At 73.1% G+C, this 24695-nt stretch carries 11 protein-coding genes; 5 read left to right on the top strand and 6 right to left on the bottom strand.

Annotated features, from left to right (window positions below; genetic code table 11):
• The first annotated feature begins 125 nt into the window (after positions 1-125).
• The 3 genes from HHX37_RS28115 to HHX37_RS28105 all read left to right on the top strand — a co-directional run bounded on the left by HHX37_RS28115 (position 126) and on the right by HHX37_RS28105 (position 4219).
• Positions 126-1358 (top strand): HupE/UreJ family protein, encoded by a 1233-nt coding sequence (locus HHX37_RS28115; RefSeq protein WP_182887392.1) that lies wholly within the window; start codon positions 126-128, stop codon positions 1356-1358.
• 129 nt (positions 1359-1487) lie between these two features.
• Positions 1488-3017, top strand: a complete 1530-nt coding sequence (locus HHX37_RS28110; RefSeq protein WP_182887391.1) for a purple acid phosphatase family protein — start codon at positions 1488-1490, stop codon at positions 3015-3017.
• A 137-nt stretch (positions 3018-3154) separates the two neighbouring features.
• Entirely contained in the window at positions 3155-4219 is a 1065-nt protein-coding gene (locus HHX37_RS28105) for a WxL protein peptidoglycan domain-containing protein (protein ID WP_182887390.1), read from the top strand.
• Here the strand turns inward: HHX37_RS28105 and HHX37_RS28100 are convergent.
• The 6 genes from HHX37_RS28100 to HHX37_RS28075 all read right to left on the bottom strand — a co-directional run bounded on the left by HHX37_RS28100 (position 4158) and on the right by HHX37_RS28075 (position 15365).
• Positions 4158-4910: a hypothetical protein gene (locus HHX37_RS28100; protein WP_182887389.1), complete on the bottom strand. Its 753-nt coding sequence runs from the start codon at positions 4908-4910 to the stop codon at positions 4158-4160. The two genes, HHX37_RS28105 and HHX37_RS28100, sit on opposite strands and share 62 nt — an antisense overlap.
• Positions 4907-7093 carry a prolyl oligopeptidase family serine peptidase gene (locus tag HHX37_RS28095; RefSeq protein ID WP_182887388.1) on the bottom strand — a complete coding sequence of 729 codons (2187 nt, stop codon included), beginning with the start codon at positions 7091-7093 and terminating at the stop codon, positions 4907-4909. Before HHX37_RS28095 ends, HHX37_RS28100 begins: the two co-directional genes overlap by 4 nt.
• A 505-nt stretch (positions 7094-7598) precedes the next feature.
• Entirely contained in the window at positions 7599-8417 is an 819-nt protein-coding gene (locus HHX37_RS28090) for a MerR family transcriptional regulator (RefSeq protein ID WP_182887387.1), read from the bottom strand.
• Positions 8418-8533: 116 nt separating this feature from the next.
• Positions 8534-12085, bottom strand: a complete 3552-nt coding sequence (locus HHX37_RS28085) for a WD40 repeat domain-containing serine/threonine protein kinase (RefSeq protein ID WP_182887386.1) — start codon at positions 12083-12085, stop codon at positions 8534-8536.
• Positions 12086-12142: 57 nt separating this feature from the next.
• Entirely contained in the window at positions 12143-12706 is a 564-nt protein-coding gene (locus HHX37_RS28080; protein ID WP_182887385.1) for a carboxymuconolactone decarboxylase family protein, read from the bottom strand.
• A 73-nt stretch (positions 12707-12779) separates the two neighbouring features.
• Complete coding sequence (locus HHX37_RS28075) at positions 12780-15365, bottom strand: ATP-binding protein (protein WP_182887384.1); 2586 nt, start codon at positions 15363-15365, stop codon at positions 12780-12782.
• 422 nt (positions 15366-15787) lie between these two features.
• On the opposite strand from HHX37_RS28075, the gene HHX37_RS28070 reads away from it, so the two are divergent.
• Together HHX37_RS28070 and HHX37_RS28065 are read left to right on the top strand one after the other, a co-directional pair.
• On the top strand, positions 15788-23638 hold the full coding sequence (locus HHX37_RS28070; RefSeq protein ID WP_182887383.1) for a type I polyketide synthase: 7851 nt from the start codon (positions 15788-15790) through the stop codon (positions 23636-23638).
• Complete coding sequence (locus HHX37_RS28065) at positions 23635-24666, top strand: 3-oxoacyl-ACP synthase III family protein (RefSeq protein WP_208868257.1); 1032 nt, start codon at positions 23635-23637, stop codon at positions 24664-24666. Before HHX37_RS28070 ends, HHX37_RS28065 begins: the two co-directional genes overlap by 4 nt.
• Positions 24667-24695 lie beyond the last annotated feature (29 nt).

Below are 24695 nucleotides of genomic sequence, written 5' to 3'. Positions count from 1 at the left end.
GCCTGCGCCCTTTCCGACCTCAAGCGTCCTTCACCGGGATTGGTTCGCCATCGATTCATTCACGAGATATCGGTCGTTCATCCGGATCGGCCAGATTTCGTACGCCAAGCCCGAAAAGGAGTAATATGTCCACCGCCGCGCGGTGTCGCGTCTGTTCCGTCATCGCCGCCGTAGCCGTGGCCGTCCTGTCCAGTGTCCTGCCCGCTGTGCTCGGATCCGTCCCCGCTCTCGCCCACGGGTTCACCTCGACGGCCTACGTCCACCTCTCCTCGCCCCGGACCGGGCATGTCCGCGCCGAGCTCCAACTGGAGTACGACCTGCTCGTCGTCTCCGCCGCCGACTCCGGGAAGGACGACCCCCTCTTCAGGGAGGGCACCGCCGCGTTCGAGGGCGGTGACGCGGCCGAGCAGGCCGCAGCGCTCGACGGGCACGCCGGCTCGGTCGTCGCGTACGTGACCGAGCGCTTCGGCGTCACGGCCGGGGGCACGGCGTGCGCCCCGGCCCGGGACGGCGGCTTCACGATCGGGCGACGCGAGGGCGTCCCGTACGCGCGGCTGGTCCTCGACTACCGGTGCCCGGAGTCCGCCGGAGCGCACGAGGTGCGCAGCGGGCTGTTCCCGGGCTCCGAGGGCTACGTGCGCGACAGCAAGACGATCGTCACCTACGACCTCGACCTGAGGTCCGGAAGCACGGCTCTCGACTCCCGGCACCGGTCGTTCTCCACGGAACAGTCCTGGGCCGAGCGGTTCTGGCAGTTCTTCCGGCTCGGAGCCGAGCACCTGCTCGGCGGAGTCGACCACATCCTCTTCCTGCTGGCGCTCATCGCGGGATCGCGCCGCCTGCGCGAGATCGTGCTCGCGGCGACGACCTTCACGCTGGCCCACTCGGTGACCTTCGTCCTCGCGGCCCTCGGCCTCGTAAGGGTGCCCGCGTCGTTCGTCGAGCCCGTCATCGCCCTGTCGATCGCGGTCGTCGCCGGGTGGCACCTGTGGCGCGTCCGGCGGCGCCGATCGCACGCCACGGATCTTGAAACTGCGGGGCACGGTCGCCTCGGCCTGGACCGCGCGGGCCTGGCGCGGCTCGCGGTGGTCTTCTGCTTCGGCCTCGTGCACGGGCTGGGCTTCGCCGCGGCGCTGGGGATCGACCAGGCCTGGTCGTGGACGCTCCTGTGGTCGCTGCTCGTCTTCAACGCGGGCATCGAGGCCGTCCAGCTGGCGATCATCGTCGCCGTCTTCCCGCTGCTCGCCCTGCTGCGGCACCACCGGCCGGTCGCGGGGCTGTGGACGACCGGGGTGATCGCGGCGGGGGTGTCCGCGATGGGCCTGGTGTGGTTCGCGCAACGCGTGCTCGGAGTCTGAGCCGGAATCCGAGATCGCATCACAACTTCCGGCAGGCGCAACGGCCCGCCCGCCCGATGTTCACTTTCGCGACACCAAACCCCGAAAGCGTGCAAATCGCTCCAATTCCCCATAAATGGATGGAAAGTAATGAAGTTCGACAACGGGACCAAGGGCCCCGGCCAGGTGCTGCGGCGGATCGCCGTCAGCGCCGGTGCGGCGGCTCTCAGCGCCACCGCCGTGTTCGGCGGCGGCCTGACGACCGCCGCCCACGCCGACAGCGCGACGCTCACCGGCGTCGTCCTCGGCGTCGGCGCCGACGAGACGCAGCGCGTCGTGTCGTGGTACTCCTCGACCGGCACCCCGCAGGTGGTCCAGGTCGCGCCGACGTCCAAGCTCGTCAAGGGCCAGTTCCCCGCGAACGCCGTGACCTTCTCCGCCACCGTCACCGCGAACAGCGTCAACGGCGGCTACAACGCGCACGCCACGATCGACAGCCTGAAGCAGAACACCGAGTACTCCTACCGGGTCGGCGCCGAGGGAAGCTGGTCCCCGGCGTACTCCTTCACCACGCAGGACTTCAACGGCAACAACCTCGACTTCCTGTTCTTCGGCGACCCGCAGATCGGCTCGTCCGGCAACGTGGCGAAGGACGGCGCCGGCTGGGCGGACACCCTGGACGTCGCCCTCGCCGCCAACCCGAAGGCCGAACTGCTGGTCTCCGGCGGCGACCAGGTCGAGACCGCCAACACCGAGACGCAGTGGAACGCGTTCCTCGCGTCCGACAAGCTGCGGCAGTACCCCTGGGCCGCCACCATCGGCAACCACGACGTCGGCGGCAAGGCGTACGAGCAGCACTTCTGGACCCCGAACACCGACCGGTCCGCGCCGTACTACAACGGCAGCGCGACGACCAGGTCGGGCGGCGACTACTGGTTCAAGTACAAGAACATCCTGTTCATCGACATCAACAGCAACGCGTACGCCAGCGGCTCCGACGCCGCGCACATCGCCTACATCACCGATGTCGTCGACAAGCACGGCGCCGGCGTCAAGCACACGGTGCTCGTCTACCACCACGCGATCTACTCGCCGGCCAGCCACGCGAACGACGGCGACAACAAGGTGCGCCGCCAGGACTTCCCGACGGCCTTCTCGAAGCTCGGCGTCGACCTGGTCCTGCAGGGTCACGACCACAGCTACTCCCGCAGCTACGTGATCAAGAACGGGCAGAAGGCGAACAAGGACGAGCAGCCCGGCGCCGCCCAGGTGTCCAAGGGCCCGGGCGGCGTCATCTACGTGACGGCCAACTCGGCGTCGGGTTCGAAGTACTACGACCTCACCGCTCCGGACACCACCAAGGACCCGAACTACGGTCCCGACCCGCTGAACCCCAAGAGCCACTGGGCCAACTCGGTCGAGAACCAGGAGCACGTCCGCACCTACGTGCGGGTCCAGGTGCGTGGGAACAAGCTCGTCGTCGAGAACATCCGCAGCGGCACCTGCGCCGCCCCCAACGCCGCGGTGGAGCTGGGCCAGGAGTCCTGGTGCGGCCCGGACAGCGGCGCCACCGCCGCTCAGCCGGTCGGCTCCACCGTCGACAAGGTCGTGATCCACACGAACGAGGGCAAGGCCACGGAGGACGCGCCGGCGGCGGCCGAGTCCGGCTGGCTGCAGTAGCCGACCGGCGGTGACGCGCGGCCGGTCACCACGAGCTGATCCGGCCCGCTCGGCCCGGTGGGGCGGGCGCCGTCCGGCGCCCGCCCCACCGCACGTCCTCCCTCCCTCCGCTCCCGACCCACCCGAGGACCATTCGCATGTACTCCCCCGGACCGCGTACGACCACGGCGGCCGACACCCTCGCCCGCGCCGCCCTCGCCCGGGCCGTCGTCGTGGCGCTGCTCGCCGCGATCGGTCTCCTCGCGGCGGGGGCGGGACCCGCCGCGGCGGCGGACGGCGAGGTCTCCTGGACGGTGCGGACGGCTTCCAACGACTTCGGGTCCGACCGGCGCAACTACGCCTACACCCTCGACCCCGGAGGGCGGATCGAGGACGGTCTCGTGGTCGTCAACCACGGCACGACGCCGCTCCACCTCGCCGTGTACGCCGCGGACGCGTTCACCACCGGACAGGGCGGGCTCGACCTCGCCGGCGAGGACGCGACGCCCGCCGGGGTGGGCGCGTGGGTCCACCCCGCCCGGCCCGACGTGACGGTCCCGCCCGGAGAGTCGGCCGAGGTGCCGTTCACGGTCACCCTGCCGGACGACGCCGCACCCGGCGAGTACATGGGCGGCGTCGTGACCGGCCCACCCCGGTCCGGCGAGGCGGACGGGCGGCGTCTCGGCATCCGGATCCGCCTCCGGGTGGGCGGGGAGCTCAGGCCGAGCCTGTCGGTGGAGGGTCTGCACGTCGGCTACTCCGGCACGCCCGATCCGTTCGGGAAGGGCGACGCCACCGTCACGTACACGATCCGCAACACCGGCAACGCCATCCTCACCGCGCGGCAGGAGGTGTCCACCTCCGGCCCCTTCGGGCGTTTCGGCGTCCGCCCGGGGCGGATCGCCGACTCGCCCCCGCTGCTGCCGGGCGAGACCTGGAAGGTCTCGGTGCCGGTGCGCGGAGTGACTCCCGCGCTGAGGCTGACGGGGACGGTCACCCTCGTCCCGCTGCTCGCCGACGCGTCGGGCTCGGTCGCCCCGCTCGCCGCCGTCGAGAGCACCACGAACGCCTGGACCATCCCCTGGGCCGCGCTGCTCGTCCTCGTCGTCCTCGGCGGGCTCGTCGTCACTGCTCTGACCGTTCCGGCCGCCGGGCGGCGGGTCACTCGTCGGGCAGCAGATATCGCCAGGAGAGCACGAACACCTTCCCCGAAGCGGTCTTGAAGATCGGCCGGCCGTGGTCCTGCCCGGCGGGAACGGCCTTGGCGAGCGCGCTCGCCGCCTCGCCGTCCAGGTCCTTCCGCCAGACCGGGTCGGCCGGGCCGTCGGGCTCGGGGACCTTCGCGGGCCACCGTGCCGGCTTGCCCTCCGCCGAATCGACCCCTTCGGCGACCATCCGTACGCGCGGGGCGGTGTAGGCGGTGCCCTCCGTGCCGGCGCGGGCCGCCAGGCCCTCCATCAGCTTCTTCGCGTCCATGAGCTCCCTGGGGTAGAACTCCGCGACCTGTTCCAGGGCCTCGGCCCGGACCTCCCGCATCTTCCCGTCCTTCCCCCGTACGGCGAGGACGGTGGCCGGCACGTCCGCCACCGACGGCGCGCCCGGGCTCGGCCGGGCCGTCGGCGGCTGCCCGGTCAGATACCTCTCCATCGCCGCGACCGTCCCGACGGTCTCGGCGTCGGTGAGCCTCAGTTGCCTGCTCGCGTCCGCGACCACCAGGCCGTCGCCGTACAGCACCACCCGGGGCGGACGCAGCACGTTCACGGTCGGGGTCACGAACCCGCCTTCGGCGCCCCACAGGGCGACCGGCGTGGCCGGCCCGTCGCCGGCGGGGGCCGCCGTTGTGGCCGACGTCGCCTCTCCACACGCCGCTGCCAGCGACAACACGGCCACGAGCAGGATCGTTCGCAATCTCATGCCCCAGAAACGTACGTCCCCTCCGGTGGGTTCACCAGCACCGACCGCCGGTCGCCGCTCCGGTTCGTTCCGCCGTGGCGATCGGGTGAGAGACCGGTGTGTTCCGCGGCGAAGGCGAGGATGTCCGCGGTCAGGGCGCGTTCCTTGCTCGCGGGAGAGGCGGCGTGGGCGGTGCCGGGGTCCCGGCGCATCAGGATCGGCCGGTCGCCGCCGGTGGTGTGCTGGAGCGCCGCGCACATCTTGGTGACGTGGGCCTCTCCGGTCTGCAGATCGGTCACCGCGCCGGTGAGCAGGAACGCAGGATAGGAGGTTCCAGGCGTGACGTGGTGATAGGGGGAGTATTCCAGCAGCCATCGAAGCTGCTCCGGGTCGGAGGCGGTGCCGAACTCCTCGGTCCACGTGCGTCCCAGGCCGAAGCGTTCGTACCGCGCCATGTCGCACAGCGGGCCCTCGGCGACGACCGCGGCGTACAGGTCCGGCCGCCGGACGGCCGCGGCGGTGACCAGCAGCCCGCCCGCGGACTGGCCGTAGCTCGCCAGCCGGTCGCGGGTCGTCACGCCGGTGCCGGTCAGCCAGGCCGCGGCATCGTTGAAGTCGCCGATCGCGCGGTGCTTGTGCGGCCCGCGACCGGCGTCGTGCCACCGCTGCCCTTCCTCGCCGCCTCCGCGTACGCAGGCGACCGCGTAGATCCCTCCGGCGGCGACCCATGCCGCCGCGGCCGGGAAGAACCAGGGGCGCATCGGCATGCCGAAACTGCCGTAGCCGTACAGGAGGGTGGGGCGGGGGCCTTCCAGCCGCCCCGCCGGGGTGAAGAGGAACAGCGGGATCTCGGTGCCGTCACCGGCTCGGTAGCGGACGACGCGGCTGCGGATCTCCGGGGTGTGGCCCGCCGTCGCGCCCGCCTCGTGTTCGACCGTCCCCGTGACGCCGTCGTAGCGGTAGACGGCGGGAGGCGTGGTCGCGTCGCAGTAGCCGAACCACGCCCGGCGCCCGTGCGGAAGGGCCGTACGCAGGGACGACACGACGCCCGCGCCGGGCAGGGGCAGGTCCGTGAGCGGCCGGCCGGTGCCGAGGTCGTGCAGCGTCAGGGTGGACGTGCCGTGCCGGGCGCGAGCCACCAGCAGCAGGGGCCGCGCGAGCGCCGGGTCGTCCAGCACCACGCACTCGTCCAGGGGCGCCTCGGGGTCCTCGGCCACCAGGTCGCGCCACGCGCCCGGATCGGTGTCGTGCCGCGCGTGCGGGCCGGTGCCGGGCCGGCGGGCGACGCAGACGCGGCCGCACGGGGCCTGGTGGTCGGTCACCAGCAGGAGGTCGCCGTCCGGGAGGAAGCGTGGGAGGACGCGGGCGCCCAGGGCGGCACCGTCTGCGAACCTGACGAAGCGCGGAGCCTCCGGATCGGTGAGGTCGGCCAGGTACACGTCGTTCCGCGGGGCGGGCCCGGCCGTCGCGGTGATCGCCATGAAACGGCCGTCGGCGCTGATCGTGAGGCCGTAGTAGTGGTCGGGGGCGTCCTCGCCGCCGAACACCACCGTGTCCCGCCGGTCGGGGGTGCCGATCCGGTGGAGACGCACCCGCCGATGCAGGCGCGTGTCGCCCGGGGCGAGGTCCTCGTCGGGCACCCGGCTGACGTAGTAGAACGCGTCCCCTCCCGGCAGCCACGCGAGCGAGGTGTTGCGGGCGCGCGGCAACGGGCCGTCCACCGTCTCGCCGGTACGCGCGTCCAGCACCACGATGTCACTGCCGGGCTGTTCGGCGACCTCCATCTGAACGGCCACGCGTTCGCCCTCGCGCGACGGCCACCAGGCGTGCAGCCCGGTCTGTCCGGACGGGTCGATCCGCACGGGATCGACCAGCACCCGCCTGTTCCCCTCGGCGTCGACGACGAGAAGGCGTCGCTGCTCGTCCCCGCGGGGCCAGTCAGTCAGGAACAGGAACGGACCGCGCGCCATCGGAGGCTCCGAGACGCCGTAGGACGACACCTGGTCCACCAGAGCCGCCCACGACCGCCTCTCACGCCATCCGGCGCGGCAGGTCCGGAAGAGACGGTCCTGGGCCTCTGCCCATTCCCGTACGCGCGGGTCGTCGCCGTTCTCCAGCCATCGGTAGGGATCGGAGACCGGAATTCCGAACAGATCCTCCACGATGTCGCCGCGAAATGCGGCGGGATAGTACAAGCGCGCCATGAAACGCCCCCCGGAATGCGCCGACCCGCCTGCCGTCGATCGAGGCACTGCGGCCTCTGCGCACCGCAGCACCTCGACTCGCTGAATCGCTCAGCTGTGACTCGCCTCGGCCATCACTCACCGCGGAGAATGTCCGCCTGCCAGCCGCGTACGCCGCCGACACGGGTAGCCGGAGTCGAATCGCGGTACGGCAAGAATCCGTTCATGTCAGCCTCCCGGAACTGGGCGACACCCCCGAAAGGGGTGATTCGCCGACAACCGTCCCCGGGCCCGCGATCGCTAAACACCGGTGTGGCTTTCCGGGAGCGCGCCGCCAAAATCCCGTGCAAGAAAAAGAGGGCGCCGAGGAATGTGGAGTGGATACCACCCTCGATCGGAAGTAATTCAATGCCTTTCCGGATAGATCCGAGGGAAGGGGTAGCCGAAGACATCGCAGCCCTCCGGAAGTGGGAGCGCGACGCGGCTCCGGCGGTGAGCGACGCCCGAGGGCGCGGCTCCCGATCCGCTACGCCTCCCGGGAGACGGGCTCCTGCAGTTCCGTCACCCAGGTGGCCGGATCGCCGTGACCGTACGTGAGGTACACCTCCCGGGCGAAGCCGGAACTGCGGTAGCCGTTCTCCTCGATCCACTGGGCGAGCCGCTGGGTCGTGAGATCCGCCTGGTCCATGGTGCCGTGGTGGATGACGGTGGCCGCCTGCTCGATCGCGGGCAGGTCCACGACGTCGAAGTCGTAGGCGCCGCCCGGCTCCGCGTTCACCGGGGCTCCCGCGTGCACCCGCACCCCCTCGGGGACCTGCTCGTAGTAGGCGACCGTCGGGCCGGTGACGGCCAGGCCCGCCTCGCAGATCCGCCGGCACAGCTCGTCGTACAGCGGCTGGATCACGGGGCTGATCTTCTCGGACTCGTAGCTCTCCGCGATGCCGCTCAGCTCGGCGAGACGGACCGCGGGAACACTCTTGACGACGACGTCCACGGACATGAGACCCTCCGTTTCGATCAATCGGAGCCTCGCCTCGACCCTGGCCAGCCGCATGCTCTCGTCGGCCAGCCGCGCCGCCAGTTCGGCCCGGCGCAACCGCAGCATGCCGTGCAGTTCCTCCGGGCCGACCTTCTGCTCAAGGATCCGCCCCACCTGTTCGAGGGTCAGGCCGAGGTCCTTGAGTGCGATCAGGCGGTTGAGCCGGGACAGCTGCCCCGCCTCGTAGTAGCGGTAGCCGGTGGCGTGGTCGACCCTCGCGGGCAGGAGTAGTCCGAGCGCGTCGTAGTGCCGCAGCATACGCACGGACACCCGGCCGAGGCGGGCGAAATCTCCGATACTGAACATGACGCCTCCGGTCTACGACCTCACACGGTGTCAGGGTCAACCCTGCCCCAGCGGGTGGAGTGGGCCACGGGAGACATGATCTGCGACGGGCCGGCTCTGTCCGGTGGGGCCACGTGTCAGGGAGTGCAGACCTGCTGGTAGTCGAGCTCCGCTCCGACGTGTTCGCGCCATTCCCGCTGGGTGAGCGGGCGTCCCGCTCGTTCGCACACGGCGGGGACGGCCTTCGCGGGGTCGGCGGGCAGATCCTGGGACGCGCCGTCGTGCCCCACCACGCGAAGGAGTGCGCCGTCGGCCGTGAAGGCGAGCGCGGGTGTGGGCCCGTCCATCACGCTCGAATCGAACCCGCCGGTGGTCACCGTCCAACTGCCGCCGAGCCGGCTGCCCGCGACCGTGTCGAACATCGTCACCCTGGTGTCGTGGGCGACGGCCAGGATTCGCCCGTCGGGAGAGAACGTCACCCCCAGCACGTCTCCCGGCACCCTGAACACCTGACCCGTCGTACGCCAGGAGCGGGTGTCCCACAGGGCCACCGCCCTGCTCCCGTACGGCGAGGCGGCCACCGGGCCCCTCGGCGCGAACGTCATCCACCTCCTCGCGAGCGTGCCGGGGCCTTCGGCCGGGTCGAGCACCTTACGGGCGACGAGGTCGATGACGTCGGCGCCGCCCTGGTCGGCGGTCACGAGGTATCTGCTGTCGGAACTGAAGGACAGGGCGCCTCCCGCGACGTCGCCGAACCGCATGACCTGCTCGCGTCGCGCGAGGTCGACGATGACGACGGCGCCCTGACCGTAGTAGTCGTTGGGCAGGGCGTGGCTGACGGCGAGCAGGCGGCCGTCGGGGCTGATCCGCATGTCCGACCTGTCGTGCTCGTGGGTCAGGGGCACCTCGCCCAGCCTGCACCCGGACACCGCGTCCCAGATCGTGGGACCGGCCAGGCCGTCGGGGTGCAGAGTGACCACGGTGCGCCCGTCGGGACCGACCCGCATGATCAGTCCCTTCGTGCCGGCCCCGATACGTCCGGTCTGGCGGAAGCCGGGCACCGACCATCGCCGTACGGTGTCGCCGGTCAGGGCGAACAACGCGTCTCCCGATGCGGTGAACCGCGCCTGCCGAGCGTCGGGGGGCAGGACGCGCCGGGGACCGGTCAGCCGGCCGACGTCGTAGGCGGTCACCCGTCCGGCGTCGTCCAGGATGCTCAGCGTGCGGTTTCCGGAGTCGAGCCGCGGGGATCCGACGATCTCGGAGGCGACGGTGAGCCGGAGGATCGGGGCCGCGTCCTCAAGCCGCCACAGCGTGAGGTGTCCACCCGCGGAGTCGTCGTACGTGATCAGGAAGCGGCCGTCCGGGCTGAAGACGGCGTCGGTGGAGAGCCCGGGGAGGACGCGCCGGTCCCACCTGCCGGTGGACAGGTTCCAGAGCCTCGTCCCGGTGCCCTGCACGGCGGCCAGCGCACCGTCGGGGCTGAAGGCGAGCACGGCCCCCGCCCGGCCGGGCGGAAGTCGCTTGCCCACCGGCGTTCCCCCGCCGGGGAACGTCCGCAGCGCTCCGTCGACGACGCCGAATCCGTCGCCCGGTCCGAGCAGCGCGCCGCCAAGGTATCCGTACCGCTTCTCCGGCTTCTCCGGCGCCCGCCGCGCCACGTTCCACAGCGCGGTGTACGGCCCGCCGATGTTGTCCCGGACGACTATGTAGCCCCCGCCCGGGCTGAACTCCACGCTGTCCGGACGGCCGGCGTCGCCGATCATCTCCTTCGGCCCCCACCGGCCCCCGCCGAGCCGCCTGCCGGTCCGGAGGCTCCACAGCTCCATCGTCTTGCCCCGCGCGAGCGCCAGTGTGTCGCCGTCCGGGCCCAGCGCGGCGGTGGCGGGCGCCTCGCCGATCCCGGCGAAGGTCCTGACCGGCCGTCCGGTCGCCACGTCGTAGGCCGTGACCCGGCCGGCGCCGGCGCTGACCAGCGTCCGCCCGTCGGGGCTCAGCGTGCGTCCCTCGTTTGCCGGGGCGGGATCCGTGAAGACCGACCGCTCCCGCTGGGCGAGTGAGCTCAGCACCGCCGATCCAGCCTCGGGGACCGGCGCGATGCGGTAGGCGGCCACGCTGAGCAGCATCGCCTTCACCGGGTCGGCCTCGCGCAGCGCGTCCGCCTGCAGAGCCACCCGCCGGGCCGTGGCCCGCGCCCGCTCGTCGGCCAGGCGGCCGCCGGTCTCGTCGCTCCTGACCGACTGCTGCCAGGCGAAGGCGCCGGCCGTGAGCGAGGTGACCAGCAGGACCGCGAGGCCCGTGGTGGTCAGGCGGCGCCGCCTCGTCCGCCGCACCGACCCGGACCTGCTCGCCTCGACGAACGTCCGCTCCGTGGTGTTGAGGGTCAGGTGCGTGGCGGCGGTCCACTCCAGCGCCTGACGCAGGGCGGTGCCGTGGAGGAGGTCCTCCGGGCGGCGGCCGTTCCGCGCCCACCGCCGGGCTGCTTCGCCCAGCTCGCGGTGGCGGCCGAGCGCGTCGCGGTCGCCGGTCACCCATTCGCGCAGCCTTGGCCAGGCGTACAGCAGAGCGGCGTTGCGCAGCGCGACCGTGTCCCCCTGCCGGCGTACCACCTCGGCCTGCTCGAACGCGGCGAGCACCGGCTCGGCGTGCCGTACCTCGATCAACTCGTCCAAGGCCGCGCTGCGCGGCGTTTCGTCGTGGTCGCGGACGTCCACCAGCCGCAGCAGCAGATCCCGCGCCGCCTGACGCTCGGACGGCGTCAGCCCGGCGTAGCACCGCTCGGCCACCGCGCCCAACGCCGGCTCGCCGACCGGCCCCGCGCCCGGGGGCCGTACGTCGGCGGCGGCCCGGGCGCCCTCGGCCAGCGTCACGCGCCCGCCACCGCTGCCACCACTGAGCAGCGCCAGCAGCAGGCGCCGCGCCGACGGACGCGCGGACGGGTCCTTCGACAGCCCGGCCCGGACGAGCTCGCGCAGCCCTTCCGGCAGGACGTCGACGTCGGGGTCGTGGTTGAGCAGGCGGTTGACGACCGCGAACGTCGTCGGGGCGGTGAACGCGTCGCGTCCCGTCGCGGCGAACAGGACCACCGCGCCCCAGGCGAACACATCGGCCGCCGGCTCGGCGCGGCCTCCCGAGAACAGCTCCGGCGCCATGTACGTGGGCGTGCCAGCCAGCTCCCCCAGCGAGGTCAGCGACAGGCCCGCCGCCCGGGCGATGCCGAAGTCGATCACTCGTGGCCCGTCGGGGCCCAGCAGGACGTTCTCCGGCTTCAGGTCACGGTGCACCACGTCCGCCTGGTGGATGGCGGCCAGCGCGGTGGCCACGCCCAGCGCCAGCCGGTGCAGCCGGTCTCCCGAGAGCGGAGCCTCCTCCCGCACCGCCGTACGCAGACTCGGGCCGGGGACGAACTCGGTGACGATGTAGGGGCGCTCGCCGTCGAGGTCGTGATCCAGGATGCGTGCCGTGCAGAACGACGCCACCTGCCGCGCCGCGGTGACCTCCCGGGTGAAGCGGCGGCGCAGGGGAGAGTCGCCGGACAGGTAGGCGTGCAGGACCTTGACCGCCACGCGGCTGGCCGCCTCGTCGTAGCCCTCGTAGACGACGCCCTGACCGCCCGAGCCGAGCCTGCTCGCCAGCCGGTAGGGGCCCAGTCTCTCCGGGTCCCCCGGGCGTAGCGCGTCTGCCGTCATGGTGTCTTGGACGGCGGATCCCCGAACCTGGTTCGACGGCGACAGGGCGTTGCCATATCAGAAGGGCTCGGTGGTTCCTCCGAAAGCCGCCCGGACATCCGCCGGCAGCCCGTCGAAGACCGGATCGGGGACGGCGCCGACGGCGGAGAGGACACCGCTGAAGAACCGGCGCAGGCAGACGGCGAGGACGATCTGGAGGATGTCGGCATCGGCCAGTCCGTGCCCGCGCAGGACCGCGACGTCTCCCTCGGTCACACCCGTGGGATCCCGGGCGACGCGGTCCGCGAAGTCCATCACCGCGACGTCCACCGGCGCCAGCCCCGCATCGCGGTGGTCGGTCATGATCGACCGCAACTCCGTGCCGTCGTAGAACCGTTCGAGCAGCACGGCCGCGTGCGCGAGACCGCAGTACGAGGAACCGAGACGGCGGGCGGCCGTCAGCGTGACCAGTTCGTACCGGCGCAGGTCCATGCCCGCCCTGACCTCCTCCGCCAGGCGCAGCCACGCGTCGTAGACCTCGGGCCGCAGCGCCAGCACCCTCAGGTAGTTGGGCACGTACCCCCGGGCGGATCGCTCGGCCTCGTAGAGGGGTGATTCGTCAGGTGTGCCGAGATAGCTCATGTCTCCCCCTTGGGACGGCGTCTTCGCGCGGAACGGTAGGTCCTCGCGACGATCCGCGACTGGGGAGAACTGCCTAATTTGCGGGCTTCCCGGCCAGGTCCAGCCGGTGCGCCACCGCGGCCGCCTGGCCCCTGGTGGCCACACCGAGCTTGTCCAGCAACGCGGAGACATGGTGATCGACGGTCTTGACCGACAACGACAGGCGCGCGGCCATCTCGGCGTTGGACAGCCCTTCGGCCACCAGTGCGAGCACCTCCGCCTGCCGCGGCGTGAGGCCGGCGGGGTGGGCGGCCGTCGTCCGGCGAGGGCCGCGCGGCACCCGGGTGAGGCCTCGCCCTCTCAGCTCGGCCCGCACCCTGTCCGCCACCCGGGTGGCCCCCAGCCCGTCCAGGACCCGCAGGGCCTCGGCCGCGGCGTCCCGGTCACCGCCCGCCAGCGCCTCGACGCGCGCGTACGCGGCCCCGCGCCGGGCCCACTCCGCGGCCGCGCCCGCCCAGTCTCCGTCGATCATCATCCGGTACGGCCCGGCTTCCACACGCGGTAACCCGGTCTCCCCGGCCCGCCACAGCCGGTAGGTCAGCTCACCGGCGTACACCGGATGACGGGCCCGGACGGCCAGGTCCAGGCCGTGCCGGGCCTCCTCGGCGGCACGCCCGACGTCGCCGTACAGCAGGAAGTACTCCGAACGGGCCGCCGCCACCGGGCAGACCCGCTGCACCTCGCCGGTGCGCTCGGCCTGGCGGGCGGCCTCGTCGAGCGTGGCCCGCGCCTCGCGTTCGCCACGGGCCGCCTGGATCCGGCCCCGCGCCAGCAGCGCGGGCACCACGGAGATACCGTCCCGGACCGGCCGGTCCAGCGCGGCGTCCGCGTCGGCCAGAGCGCCGGCCCAGTCACAGCGCGTCAGCCGCACCCCCGCCCGCACCCCGAGCAGGTACTGCAGGTAACCGTCGAGGTCCTGCTGGGTGGCGTACGCCAGCGCGTGCTCGACCGCCGGTGCGGCGGCTTCGTACTCGGCCAGCTGCACCAGCGTGGTCGCCAGGTTGACGAGCGCCCGGGCGGCGTGATCGGCCAGTCCGAGGGCCGCGGCCCGCTCGTGCGCCTCCCGCAGCGCCGCGGCCGCGGCCGCGTCACCGCCCACGAGCCGGGCGGTGCTCACGTTGATCTCGGCGTGGAGGGAGGTCTCTACGTCCCCCAGCCGGACGGCCAGCGTTCGCGCCCGCTCGCCCCACGAGACCGCCGCCTCCCGCTCCCCCGCGAGCATGTGCAACTGGGACCGGTTGCTGTAGGCCATGGCCAGCGGCCGGCCCGGCGGCTCGGTCTCCAGAAGGGTCACCGCGCGCTCGGCCGCCTCCCATGCCTGCCGCGCGTCCCCCGCCCACCAGGCGAGCCGGGAGATCCAGCGCAGGTTCTCCCCGGCCGGTCCGGGCTGCCCCAGATCCTCGCGTACGGCCAGCGCCGCCCGCCGGGCCCGCAGTCCCTCCTCGGCCAGCCCGGCCAGGTACGCCTGCAAGGCGTACCCCTCCAGCAGCTCGGCTCGTCGCGGGGCCGGCAACCTGTCGGCGTACCCGGCGGCCGCCCGATAGTGCGCCGTCGCCTCCCGATGGGCGCCCTGCCGGGCGGCGCCGGCCCCCGCGACCTGTCCGTACCGCAGGACGGCGGCCTCGTCCCCCGCCCGCGTCGCGTGGTGGACCAGACGGCCCGGGTCGACCCCGGCGGTCCCGGACAGCGTGCCCAGCACCCGCCGGTGCAGCGCGGCGCGGCGTGCGGGCGACAGCGACTCCTCCGCCGCGCCGCGCAGCAGCTCGTGGCGGTACGACACACCGTCACCGGACGGCACGAGCACCCCCGCGTCGACGCACGTGTCGACCAGGTCCGGCACCTCCGCCACGACGGCGGCGTCGGCGCGGGTCGGGATCACCGACACCAGGTGGGCCAGCTCCCGGGCGGGCCGGGGCAGCAACCGCAGCCGGTCCAGGACGAGGTCCCGCACCGTGACCGGAACCGCCCGCCCCTCCGCCTTCAACAGCTCGGTCACCAGCAGCGGATTGCCGCCGGCCAACCGGTGGACCGGCTCCGGATCCCGCCCGGTCAGGCGTGCCTGCTCCGCCACGCACTCCCGCGACAGCGGCGGCAGCGACACGCGCCGCGTGATCGCGCTGGGCAGGGTCGCGAGGGCGCCGCGCAGCGGGTGCTCGGCGCCCACCTCGTCGTCGCGGTAGGTCACCACGAACAGGACCGGCGTGCGGCCGATCCGCCGGGCCGACCAGGTCAGCCAGTCGAGTGTGGCCTCGTCGGCCCAGTGGGCGTCCTCCACGACGACGACCGGGCGCGGGCGCTGCGCGGGACCGGATATCTCGTCCAGAAACGCCGTGAAAAGCTCCTCCTGCGAGGCACCGGTGTTCAGCCGCTCGGCCAGTGCGCCTCCGGTCTGGCGGCCGATGTCGTGCAGGGGACCAAGCGCCCGCGGAGTGATCAGCCGGTCACAACCGCCCCAGAGCACCCACGCCGCCGGCCCGCACCGCCGGGCGAACTCGGTCACGAGCACGGACTTGCCGATCCCGGCCTCGCCCGCCACCACCGCCACGCGACCGCCGTGGGCGGTCCCCCGCAGCAGATCGTCGAGGAGCTCCAGCTGCCCGGAGCGCTCCCACAGCTCCATGCGAACCTCCGGCAGGAGACGTCGGCGTCGGAGTCGCCGACTCAGCGGGGAACGACCTGAGCGCGGTCGTCCAGGCTCCCCACGCTTCTCGCCAGAAACGCCTTGACCATCCGACCTCGCACCACCGGCGCAGGACCGGTTGTCACCTTCACCTGATCAGTATCTGCTTTCTGCCGCCGATTGTCCTGGCCTGGACGACGGGCGGGTACGGGCCGCAATGGTTTTGGCCATTCCTCGCACAACATCATTCTTCCGGACAAATACGGAGTGTACCTAGGCACATACCACCAGTTGTGGTGACATGGTGACGAATCCGCCTGGCCTGTGTCAGGTGCGCACGTCAGACACGGTGGACCCTGGCCGAGACAGCGAGCCGACCGGCGAAGTGCCGAGTCGTGGTGGACCTGAGCAGGAAGGGCGACATGAGCGCGGACGACCCGACAGCGGAACAGGCCTGGCCGGAGCACGCGGCGGCGGTGGTGGGCGTGGGATGCCGCCTGCCCGGCGGGATCGTGGACCTGGACGGGCTGTGGCAGGCGCTGCGGCAGGGTGCCGATCTGGTCGGCCGGATTCCGCCCAGCAGGTTCGAGGCCGATCGGTTCGTCGACGAGGTCACGCCAAGGCCGAACAGGAGTTACACCCGGGCCGGAGGCTTCCTCGACGGGGACGTCACCGCCTTCGACGCCGCCTACTTCGGCATCTCCCCCAAAGAGGCCGCCTCGATGGACCCGCAGCAGCGGCTGCTCCTGGAGATGGCGGTCGAGGCCCTGGACGACGCGGGCATCGACCCGGCGGTGCTCGCGGGCACGGACACCGGCGTGTTCGTCGGCATCTCCGATCCCGCCTACGGCACGATGCAGGCGCTGGAGCCGGGCGGCCTGGGCCCGTACTCGATGTCGGGGGGAACGCTGTCCATCGCGGCCAACCGGCTGTCGCACTTCTTCGACCTGCGCGGGCCGAGCATGAGCATCGACACCGCGTGCTCCTCGTCGCTGACGGCCGTGGAGCGTGCCTGGCGGTCACTCGCGGAGGGCTCCAGCCGGGTGGCGCTGGCTGGCGGGGTCAACCTGCTGCTCAGCCCGGGCCCCTTCATCGGTTTCAGTCAGGCGTCGATGCTGTCGCCGACCGGCCGGTGCCGGGCCTTCTCCGCCGACGCCGACGGGTTCGTACGCGCGGAGGGCGGCGGTGTGGTGGTGCTCAAGCGCCTGGCCGACGCGCTCACCGACGGGGACCGGATCCACGGCGTCATCGTCGGCGCCGCCACCAACAACGACGGCCACACCAGAGGGCTGGCGCTGCCGAACGCCGACGCGCAGGAGGCCCTGTTACGGCAGGTGTACGCCACAGCGGGCATCAGCCCCGACGAGATCGCGTACGTGGAGGCGCACGGCACCGGCACCCAGGCCGGTGATCCGGCCGAGTGTCAGGCACTCGGGCGGGCGCTGGGCAACCGGCGTACGCGCGGAGCCCTGCCCATCGGCTCGGTGAAGACCAACCTGGGGCACCTGGAACCCGCCTCCGGCATGCCGGGGCTGTTCAAGGCCCTGCTGGTGCTCCGGCACCGGGTGATCCCGCCCTCGCTGCACGCCGCCACGCTCAACCCCCGCATCGACTTCGACGCCCTGGGGCTGAGCGTCGCCACCGAGTCGCGGCCACTGGACGCGGCAGGCGAGCGGCCCGTGATCGGTGTCAACTCCTTCGGATTCGGGGGCGCCAACGCCCATGTGGCGCTGACCGCACCACCCGCTCCCCTCAAAGCACCGGCCGCCCCCCTCAGAGCACCGGCCGCCCTCCGCGAGGCACCGGCACCCCCCACAGGAGCACTGCCCGTCGTCGTGTCCGCGCGCAGCCGGCCGGCGCTGCGGGAAGCCGTGGAACGGACCGCCGCCCACCTGGCGTCACTCGACGAACGGGACTTCTACGACGTTGCCCACACCGCGACCCGGCGGCGTGGCGGCCACCGGCATCGCGCCGTGGTGCTGGCCGGCACCGCGGAGGCGGCGGCACGGGCGCTGGCGAGCCTGGTGGACGCTTCGGAGCCGGCCGCCCCCGCGAGTGCGTCCGGTGAATCCGGTGGGCCGGGTGCGGGCAGGCGGCTCGGCGCCGGGGACGCGGCGGTGGCGGAGTCGGAGGCGGTGGAACACGGGCGGGTGGCGTTCGCGTTCTCCGGCAACGGTTCGCAGTGGGCCGGGATGGGCGCCGACCTGCTGTCCGACGACGGCTTCCGATCGGCCGTGGAGGCGGTCGACGCCGAACTGTCCGACGCGCTCGGCTGGTCGGTGATCGAGGAGCTGTCCCTGCCCGCCGAACGGTCCCGGCTCTCGGCCACGGAAGTGGCGCAGCCGTTGCTGTTCGCCGTCCAGGTCGGCCTGGTGGAGATGCTCAAGGCGGCGGGCGTACGGCCGGGAGTGGTGCTCGGCCACAGCGTCGGCGAGGTCGCCGCCGCCCACACCGCCGGCGCCCTGTCACTGGCCCAGGCGGCGCGGGTGATCTCCGAGCGCGGCGTCGCGCAGTCGATCACCAGGGGGCAGGGCCGGATGGCCGCGCTCGGGCTGCCCGAGACCGCGGCCAGGCAGATCCTGGCGGGCTACCCGGACCTGGAGCTCGCGGCGGTCAACTCCGACCGCGACGTCACGATCGCCGGACCGGACGGGTCGCTGAAGTCCCTGGGGGAGGACCTCTCCGCACGCAGGGTCTTCTTCCGCGAGCTGGACCTGGACTACGCCTTCCACAGCGGTGCCATGGAGCCAGCGCGGCAGCCCCTGGCCGACGGACTCGCCGGGTTGCGGCCCGGCCTTGCGCGTGTCCCCCTGGTGTCCACGGTGACGGGCGACCTGGTCCGGGGGCCGGAACTCGACGCGACGTACTGGTGGCGGAACGTCCGGGAGCCGGTCCGGTTCGCCGCGGCGGTCGAGCGGGTGCTCGGCGACGGCTTCGACGTGCTATTGGAGATCGGCCCGCATCCCGTGCTGCGCTCGTACCTGCGCCGGATAAGCGGCTCCGCGCGGGTACGCGCGGCCGTCGTGGCCACCCTGCGCCGCGACGAGCCGGGCCCCGCGCGGGTCCGCCGAGCGGTCGCGGACCTCGTCGCGGCCGGTGCGCGGCTCGACTGGGATCGGTACTTCCCCCGCCCCGGCGCGGTGCGATCGCTGCCGGCCTACCCCTGGCAGCGCGAACGGCACTGGATCGGCGGCCCGCACACCTGGGTGCGGACCGACGTCGACCCGACGATCCAGCATCCGCTGCTGGGACAGCGGCTGCCTGTGCTGGACCCGACCTGGCAGGGGGAGATCGACCGGGTACGGGTGCCCTGGGTGGCCGATCACCGGGCCGGCGGCGCCGCCGTGATGCCGGCCACCGGATACGTGGAGATGGCCATCGCCGCGGCCCGGCTGGCCATACCGGACACCGCCGAGGCGGTGGAGGTGGACAGGGTCGACATCAGCCGGGCCATGGTCGTGCCGTCGCAGGCCGCCGCCGATCCGGTGTACGCGCAGACGTCGCTGTGCGCCGAGACCGGAGTGGTGACCGTGGCAAGCGCCGGGCGGCAGGCCGAGCAGCCGCGCGAGCACTTCCGGGCCCGGGTGCGGCCGCTGCTGCGCCGGATCCCGCCGCCGCTGGACGTGGCCGCGCTGCGCGCCCGCATCCGCACGCGGGTGGACGTGCCCGGCTACTACGCGCGGGCCGCCGAAGGACAGATGGTGTGGGGGCCGGAGTTCCAGGTCCTGACCGAGCTGTGGATGGGCGAGCGGGAGGTGCTGGGAGCCTACTCGTGCCCGGAACAGAGACAGGGGCGCTACCAGATGCATCCGGTGGTGCTGGACAGCGCGCTGCAGGCCGGCGTGCTGTGGCTGGTGGAGTCGCTGCGCTCGGGCCGCGGCTACATGCCCGCCGCGATCGGCTCCGTCCGCCTGTGGGGAAGGCCCTCGGCGCGAGGGCTGGTGTACGTGCGGGAACGCTCCAGCAGTGCCGAGGAGGTCTGCTGGGACCTGGTGGTCGCCGACGACGACGGCCGGATCGCCGCCGAGGTGGAGGGCTGCCGGCTCCGCCGGATGCCCGGCGTCCACATCACCCCGGTCACCCGGTACGAGACGGCGCTTCGGGCCGCGCCCCGGGCCGGCACCCCCGCCGAGCCGTGGCCGGCGCCCGGCCCCGGGGAGATCCTGTCCGGCGCGGCCGAGCGGATCGACCGGCTGCGCTCGGCGTGGCACGAGCTGGACTACCCGCGCTACGCGGCGCGGCTCGAAGAGGTCTTCGCCCGTACGCTGGCCGGCGCGCTCGGCGAGCTGAGCACCCAGCCGAGCACCGAGCCGAGCACCGAGCCGAGCGCGCGGCCGGCCGACGGGCGGACGGTCGGCGTCGAGGAACTGATCGAGGCGTGCCCGGAGGCGCACCACCGGCGGATGCTGCGTGCGGCCCTGCCGCTGCTTGAGCGGCACGGACTGCTGGAGCGCGAGGGCGGCCTCCGCCTGACGCCGGCGGGCGGGGACCCGCGCGAGCCGCACGGTGACCTCCCCCGGGGTCCCAGCCGGGATCCCAACCATGACCTGCACCGTGACCTGCACCGGAACCTGGTCCGGGATCTGCACCGGGACCTCCTCGGCCGGGGGGCCGCCTTCGCCGCGCAGAGCGCCCTGTCCGTACGGGCCGGGCGGTGCCTGCCCGAACTGCTCACGGGCCGGCTCACCGCCTCCGAGGTCCTAAGTTCCGGCGGCGGCCAGGAACTGCTGGAACAGTTCCACGACGTCGGGCCGGTCAACCTGTTCACCAACCGGATCGCCCGGGCACTGGTGGAGCAGATCGTCCGGCGCTGGCCGGCCGACCGGCCGCTGCGTGTCCTGGAAGCCGGTGCGGGGACCGGCGGCACCACCGCCATGCTGCTGCCCGTCCTGCCCGCCGACCGCACCCGCTACCTCGTCACCGACCGGGCCGAAGCGGCGTTGCCCCGGTTGCGGCAGCGCTTCGCCGGCTTCGACTTCGTCGACTACGCCGTACTCGACCTGGACGCCGACCCGGCCGGGCAGGGACTGACCGCGGGCGGATTCGATCTCGTGGTCGCGGCGAACAGCCTGCACCTGGCCCGTGACCTGCCCGCCGCGCTGCACCACCTGTCCGCCCTCCTGGTGCCCGGCGGCCAGTTGCTCATCACCGAACCGCACCGGGTGGGGACCCTGCTGCCGTTCCTCGGCGTGCAGGAGGAGTTCTGGGACTTCACCGACCGGCACCTGCGCCCGCACTCACCGCTGCTGTCCCGGGAGGAATGGCCGGAGGTGCTGGCGGAGGCCGGTTACACCGAGATCGTCCAGACCGGCGACGACGACGAACTCGCGGCCGGCGACTTCTCGGTGACGCTGGCCACCGCCAAGGGCGCCCCGGCCACCGCCGGAGACGCTCCGGCCACCGCTGGAATCGCTCCAGCCACCGCTGGAGACGCTCCGGCCACCGTGCCCGCCGTGCCGGACGCCTCCGGCACGTGGATCCTCGCCGGTGAGGACGGGACCGGCGCGCTGACCGCCGAGCTGGGCGCGCTGCTGCGAACCCGTGGGGGCGACGTGCTCCACTCGCCGCTCAGTGACGACCCCGACCACTGGACCGACCGCTTCCCGCTCACCGCCGGGACGGTCACCATCGCGGTCGTCCTGGGCGGAGCCGACGACGCCGAGCCTGCGGCGACCATTGGCACCGAGCCGAAGGCGACCATCGACACCGAGCCGAATGCGGCGGTCGAGCGGATCACCCGGCGGGCCGCGGCGCTGCGGGCCGTCGCGCTGGCCTGCGAGCAACTGCCCGAGCACGTCGCGGTCACGGTGTGGCTGGTCGCCCGTCCCTGCGGCGCGTTGCCGGAACCTCGCCTCACCGGCGTCCGGCTCCACCCCGAGGACGCGGCGACCTGGGGGACGACGCGTTCGCTGGGCAACGAGCAGCCGCGGCCGGCGATACGCCGGCTCTGCCTGCATCCCACCGGTGACGCCGCGCAGGACGCCGGCCGCCTGGCGGCGGAACTGCTCGCCCCGGACGAGGAGGACGAGATCCTGCTCACCCGCCGGGGACGTTTCGTGCCGCGGCTGCTGGAGCCGGGCGAGCCCGGCCGGGCCCTGGCCGCCGGCTCGGGCGACGCCTACCGGCTCAAGGTGTGCGATCCGGGGTTGTCGTACACGCTGGCCTGGGAGGAGATCCCTGTCCCGGAGCCCGAGCCCGACGAGCTCGTGGTCGAGGTGCGGGCGATCGGGCTGAACTACCGCGACGTGATGCACGCGGTGAACCTGCTGCCCGCCGAGGCCGTCGAAGCGGTCTTCGGCGGGCACGGACTGGGCCTGGAATGCGCCGGGATCGTCACCGCGGTCGGCGCCGCCGTCACCGGAACGCGGCCGGGCGACCGGGTCATGGCCGCGGGACCGGTCGGATTCGCCAGTCACGCGAGGGTCAAGGCGTGGGCGGCCGTCCCCCTTCCCGAGGGGATGACCTTCACCGAGGCCGCCACCATGCCGATGGCGTTCTCCACCGCGCATCATTCGCTGGGCTACTGCGCGCGGGTCAGGGCGGGCGAGACGATCCTGGTCCACGGCGGCGCCGGTGGGGTCGGCCTGGCCGCGCTGCAGTACGCCCGGCACCACGGCGCCCGCGTGATCGCGACCGCCGGCACGGCCGCCAAACGCGACCTGCTGCTCGCGATGGGAGCCGACCACGTCCTCGACTCGCGCAGCCTGCACTTCGCCGAGCAGGTCAGGGAACTGACCGGGGGCCAGGGCGTGGACATCGTGCTCAACTCGCTGGCCGGTGAGGCCATCACCCGGGGCGTCGAATGCCTGCGGCACGGCGGCCGGTTCGTCGAGCTCGGCAAACGGGACATCTACCAGAACAGGTCCCTGCTGCTGCGCCCGTTCTCCGACAACATCGCGTTCTACGGCGTGGACATCGGCACCCTGATGTGGAAGGCGCCCGAGCTGATGGCGGACAGCACGTCGCAGGCCGCTCCCCTCTACCACTCCCGGCGGTTCCGGCCGCTGCCGCACACGGTGTTCCCGGCCGCCCGCGTCGCCGACGCCTTCGCCATGATGCGCCATTCCCGGCATATCGGAAAAGTTGTGGTGTCCTTCGACCCGCGCGACGAACCGGTCACCGTACGGCCCCAGCGGACGGCGCCGCGCCTGGACCCGGAGGGAACCTACCTGGTCACGGGCGGCCTGGGCGGCTTCGGCGCGGCGACGGCCCGCCGCCTCGCCCAGTGGGGCGCCCGCCACCTGGCCCTGGTCGGCCGCCGGGGCGCCGAGGCGCCCGAGGCACCCGCTCTGCTGGCGGAACTGGAGGCGGCGGGGGCGGAGGTCAGCGCGTACGCGGCCGACGTGGCCGACCGCGACGCCGTACGCCGGATCCTGCGCGACCTGGACGCCGGCGGCCGTCCGCTGCGCGGCGTCGTCCACGCGGCCATGCATCTCGACGACGGCCTGCTCGCCGACCTCGGCGACGACCGGATCCGGGCGGTCCTGCACCCCAAGGTCGCCGGCGCGATGGTGCTGGACGAGCTGACCCGGGATCTCCCCCTCGACCTGTTCGTCATGTACTCCTCCCTCACCACCGTCGGCAACATCGGCCAGACCTCGTACGTCGCCGCGAACCTGTTCCTGGAGGCGCTGGCCCGGCGGCGGAACCGGGAGGGCCTGCCCGGCCTCACGGCCTGCCTGGGCGCGCTCGCGGAGACCGGGGTGCTGACCCGCGGCAGGCAGGGAGAGACGCTGGCCAAGGCCGGGATTCCGCCGATGTCGCCCGCCCGGGCGCTGGACGCCGTAGGGGACATGCTCGGCGAGCACGCCGACGTCGCCATGGTCGGCCGCTGCGACTGGGGCCGGTTGCGGCAGGTCCTGCCCGGCCTGCGGCGTCCGTGGCTGTCGCTGGTGCTGCCGCCCGGCACGGAGGATCCGGGGCCCGACCTGCCGTCGCTGCTGGCGGAGATGAGCCACGAGCAGGGGTACGCGTACCTCACCGAGCAGATCACCCGGTTGCTGTCCACCGTCATGCTCGTCCCGGCCGACCAGATCGCGAGCGACCGGCGGCTGGACGAGTACGGCCTGGACTCCCTGATGGCCACCGAACTGCTGACCTCCATCCGCGCCCGGTTCGGCATCGACATCCCGCCCATGGAGCTGATGCGCGGCGGCGGCACCGTCGCCGACATCGCGCACAGCGTCCTCGTCCGCCTCGGCCCGCGCCGTGAAGAGCCGCCCGCCGGTGCGGGCCCCGTACCGGCGGGCCGGCCTGAAGCGAACGAGAGGTGAGGACCGCAGTGACCCAGTCGCACACCCGGTTGGCGGGGGTGGCCGCCCATCTGCCGGAGACCACACTGAGCACGGCCGAGCTGGAAGACCGGCTCGCCGAGCGCAACCCCACCCTGGACCTGCCCCGGGGACTGATCCACGAGCACAGCGGAGTACGGCGCCGGCACATCGCCCTCCCGCACGAGAAACCGTCCGACCTGGCGGCGCACGCCGCCCGCCGGGTCCTGGAGGACAACGACCTGCGGGCCGCCGACCTCGATCTGCTCATCTACGCGGGAGTGTCGTCCGACGCCGTGGAGCCGGCCACGGGACACATCGTCGCCGCCAAGATCGGGGCCTGCTGCCCGGTGTTCGACGTGCGCAACGCCTGCAACAGCGTGCTGAACGCCATCCAGGTGGCCGACGCGCTGATCTCCGCCGGCCGTCACCGGCGGGTCCTCGTCTGCTGCGGAGAGCTGCCCACCGCCGGCACACCGTGGACGGTGGCGAGTGCCGAGGAGTACGTCACCGTCGCCGCGTCCTACACCGTCTCCGACGCCGGCGCCGCGCTGCTGCTGGAGGCCGGCTCCGAACCGGGGGTGCTCGCCCACCGGTTCTCCGCGTACTCCGCCGGGTGGGAGGCGGCGGTCTCCGCTGTGGACAACCTGACCACCGACCCGTGGGCGGGCCGGCCCACCATCGGGCCGCTCGTCGTCGACTCCGCGGGGTTGGTGCGCGGCATCGAGAACATCGACTACGCCGTCTTCCACAAACCCCTCGCCGATCTGGGGCTGACCTGGGACGACTTCGCGGCCGTCTGCGTACACCAGGCCACACTGCCGACGCTGTGGTGGTTCTGCGACCAGGTGCGCATCCCGCAGGGCAAGGTCGTCGTCACCATCGCCCAGCACGGCAACCTCGTCGCGGCGACGCTGCTCGTGCAACTGGCGCGGGTGGTCGGGTCGGGACGGGTGCGGCGCGGCGACCTGGTCGCCCTCGTCGGCCTGGCCAGCGGGGCCAGCGCCGGAATCGTCGTCGTACGGTGGTGATCCGGTGATCACACAAGCGACTCCCCCGA

The organism is Microbispora sp. H10885 (assembly GCF_014161415.1).
In the GTDB taxonomy this organism is placed as follows: domain Bacteria; phylum Actinomycetota; class Actinomycetes; order Streptosporangiales; family Streptosporangiaceae; genus Microbispora; species Microbispora triticiradicis.
This window is presented reverse-complemented; position numbering and strand designations above follow the sequence as displayed.

Excerpts from the sequence above, each read along its gene's own strand:
- HHX37_RS28115 (WP_182887392.1), top strand. The coding sequence starts at position 126 with ATGTCCACCGCCGCGCGGTGTCGCGTCTGTTCCGTCATCGCCGCCGTA.
- HHX37_RS28110 (WP_182887391.1), top strand. The coding sequence starts at position 1,488 with ATGAAGTTCGACAACGGGACCAAGGGCCCCGGCCAGGTGCTGCGGCGG.
- HHX37_RS28105 (WP_182887390.1), top strand. The coding sequence starts at position 3,155 with ATGTACTCCCCCGGACCGCGTACGACCACGGCGGCCGACACCCTCGCC.
- HHX37_RS28100 (WP_182887389.1), bottom strand. The coding sequence starts at position 4,910 with ATGAGATTGCGAACGATCCTGCTCGTGGCCGTGTTGTCGCTGGCAGCG.
- HHX37_RS28095 (WP_182887388.1), bottom strand. The coding sequence starts at position 7,093 with ATGGCGCGCTTGTACTATCCCGCCGCATTTCGCGGCGACATCGTGGAG.
- HHX37_RS28090 (WP_182887387.1), bottom strand. The coding sequence starts at position 8,417 with ATGTTCAGTATCGGAGATTTCGCCCGCCTCGGCCGGGTGTCCGTGCGT.
- HHX37_RS28085 (WP_182887386.1), bottom strand. The coding sequence starts at position 12,085 with ATGACGGCAGACGCGCTACGCCCGGGGGACCCGGAGAGACTGGGCCCC.
- HHX37_RS28080 (WP_182887385.1), bottom strand. The coding sequence starts at position 12,706 with ATGAGCTATCTCGGCACACCTGACGAATCACCCCTCTACGAGGCCGAG.
- HHX37_RS28075 (WP_182887384.1), bottom strand. The coding sequence starts at position 15,365 with ATGGAGCTGTGGGAGCGCTCCGGGCAGCTGGAGCTCCTCGACGATCTG.
- HHX37_RS28070 (WP_182887383.1), top strand. The coding sequence starts at position 15,788 with ATGAGCGCGGACGACCCGACAGCGGAACAGGCCTGGCCGGAGCACGCG.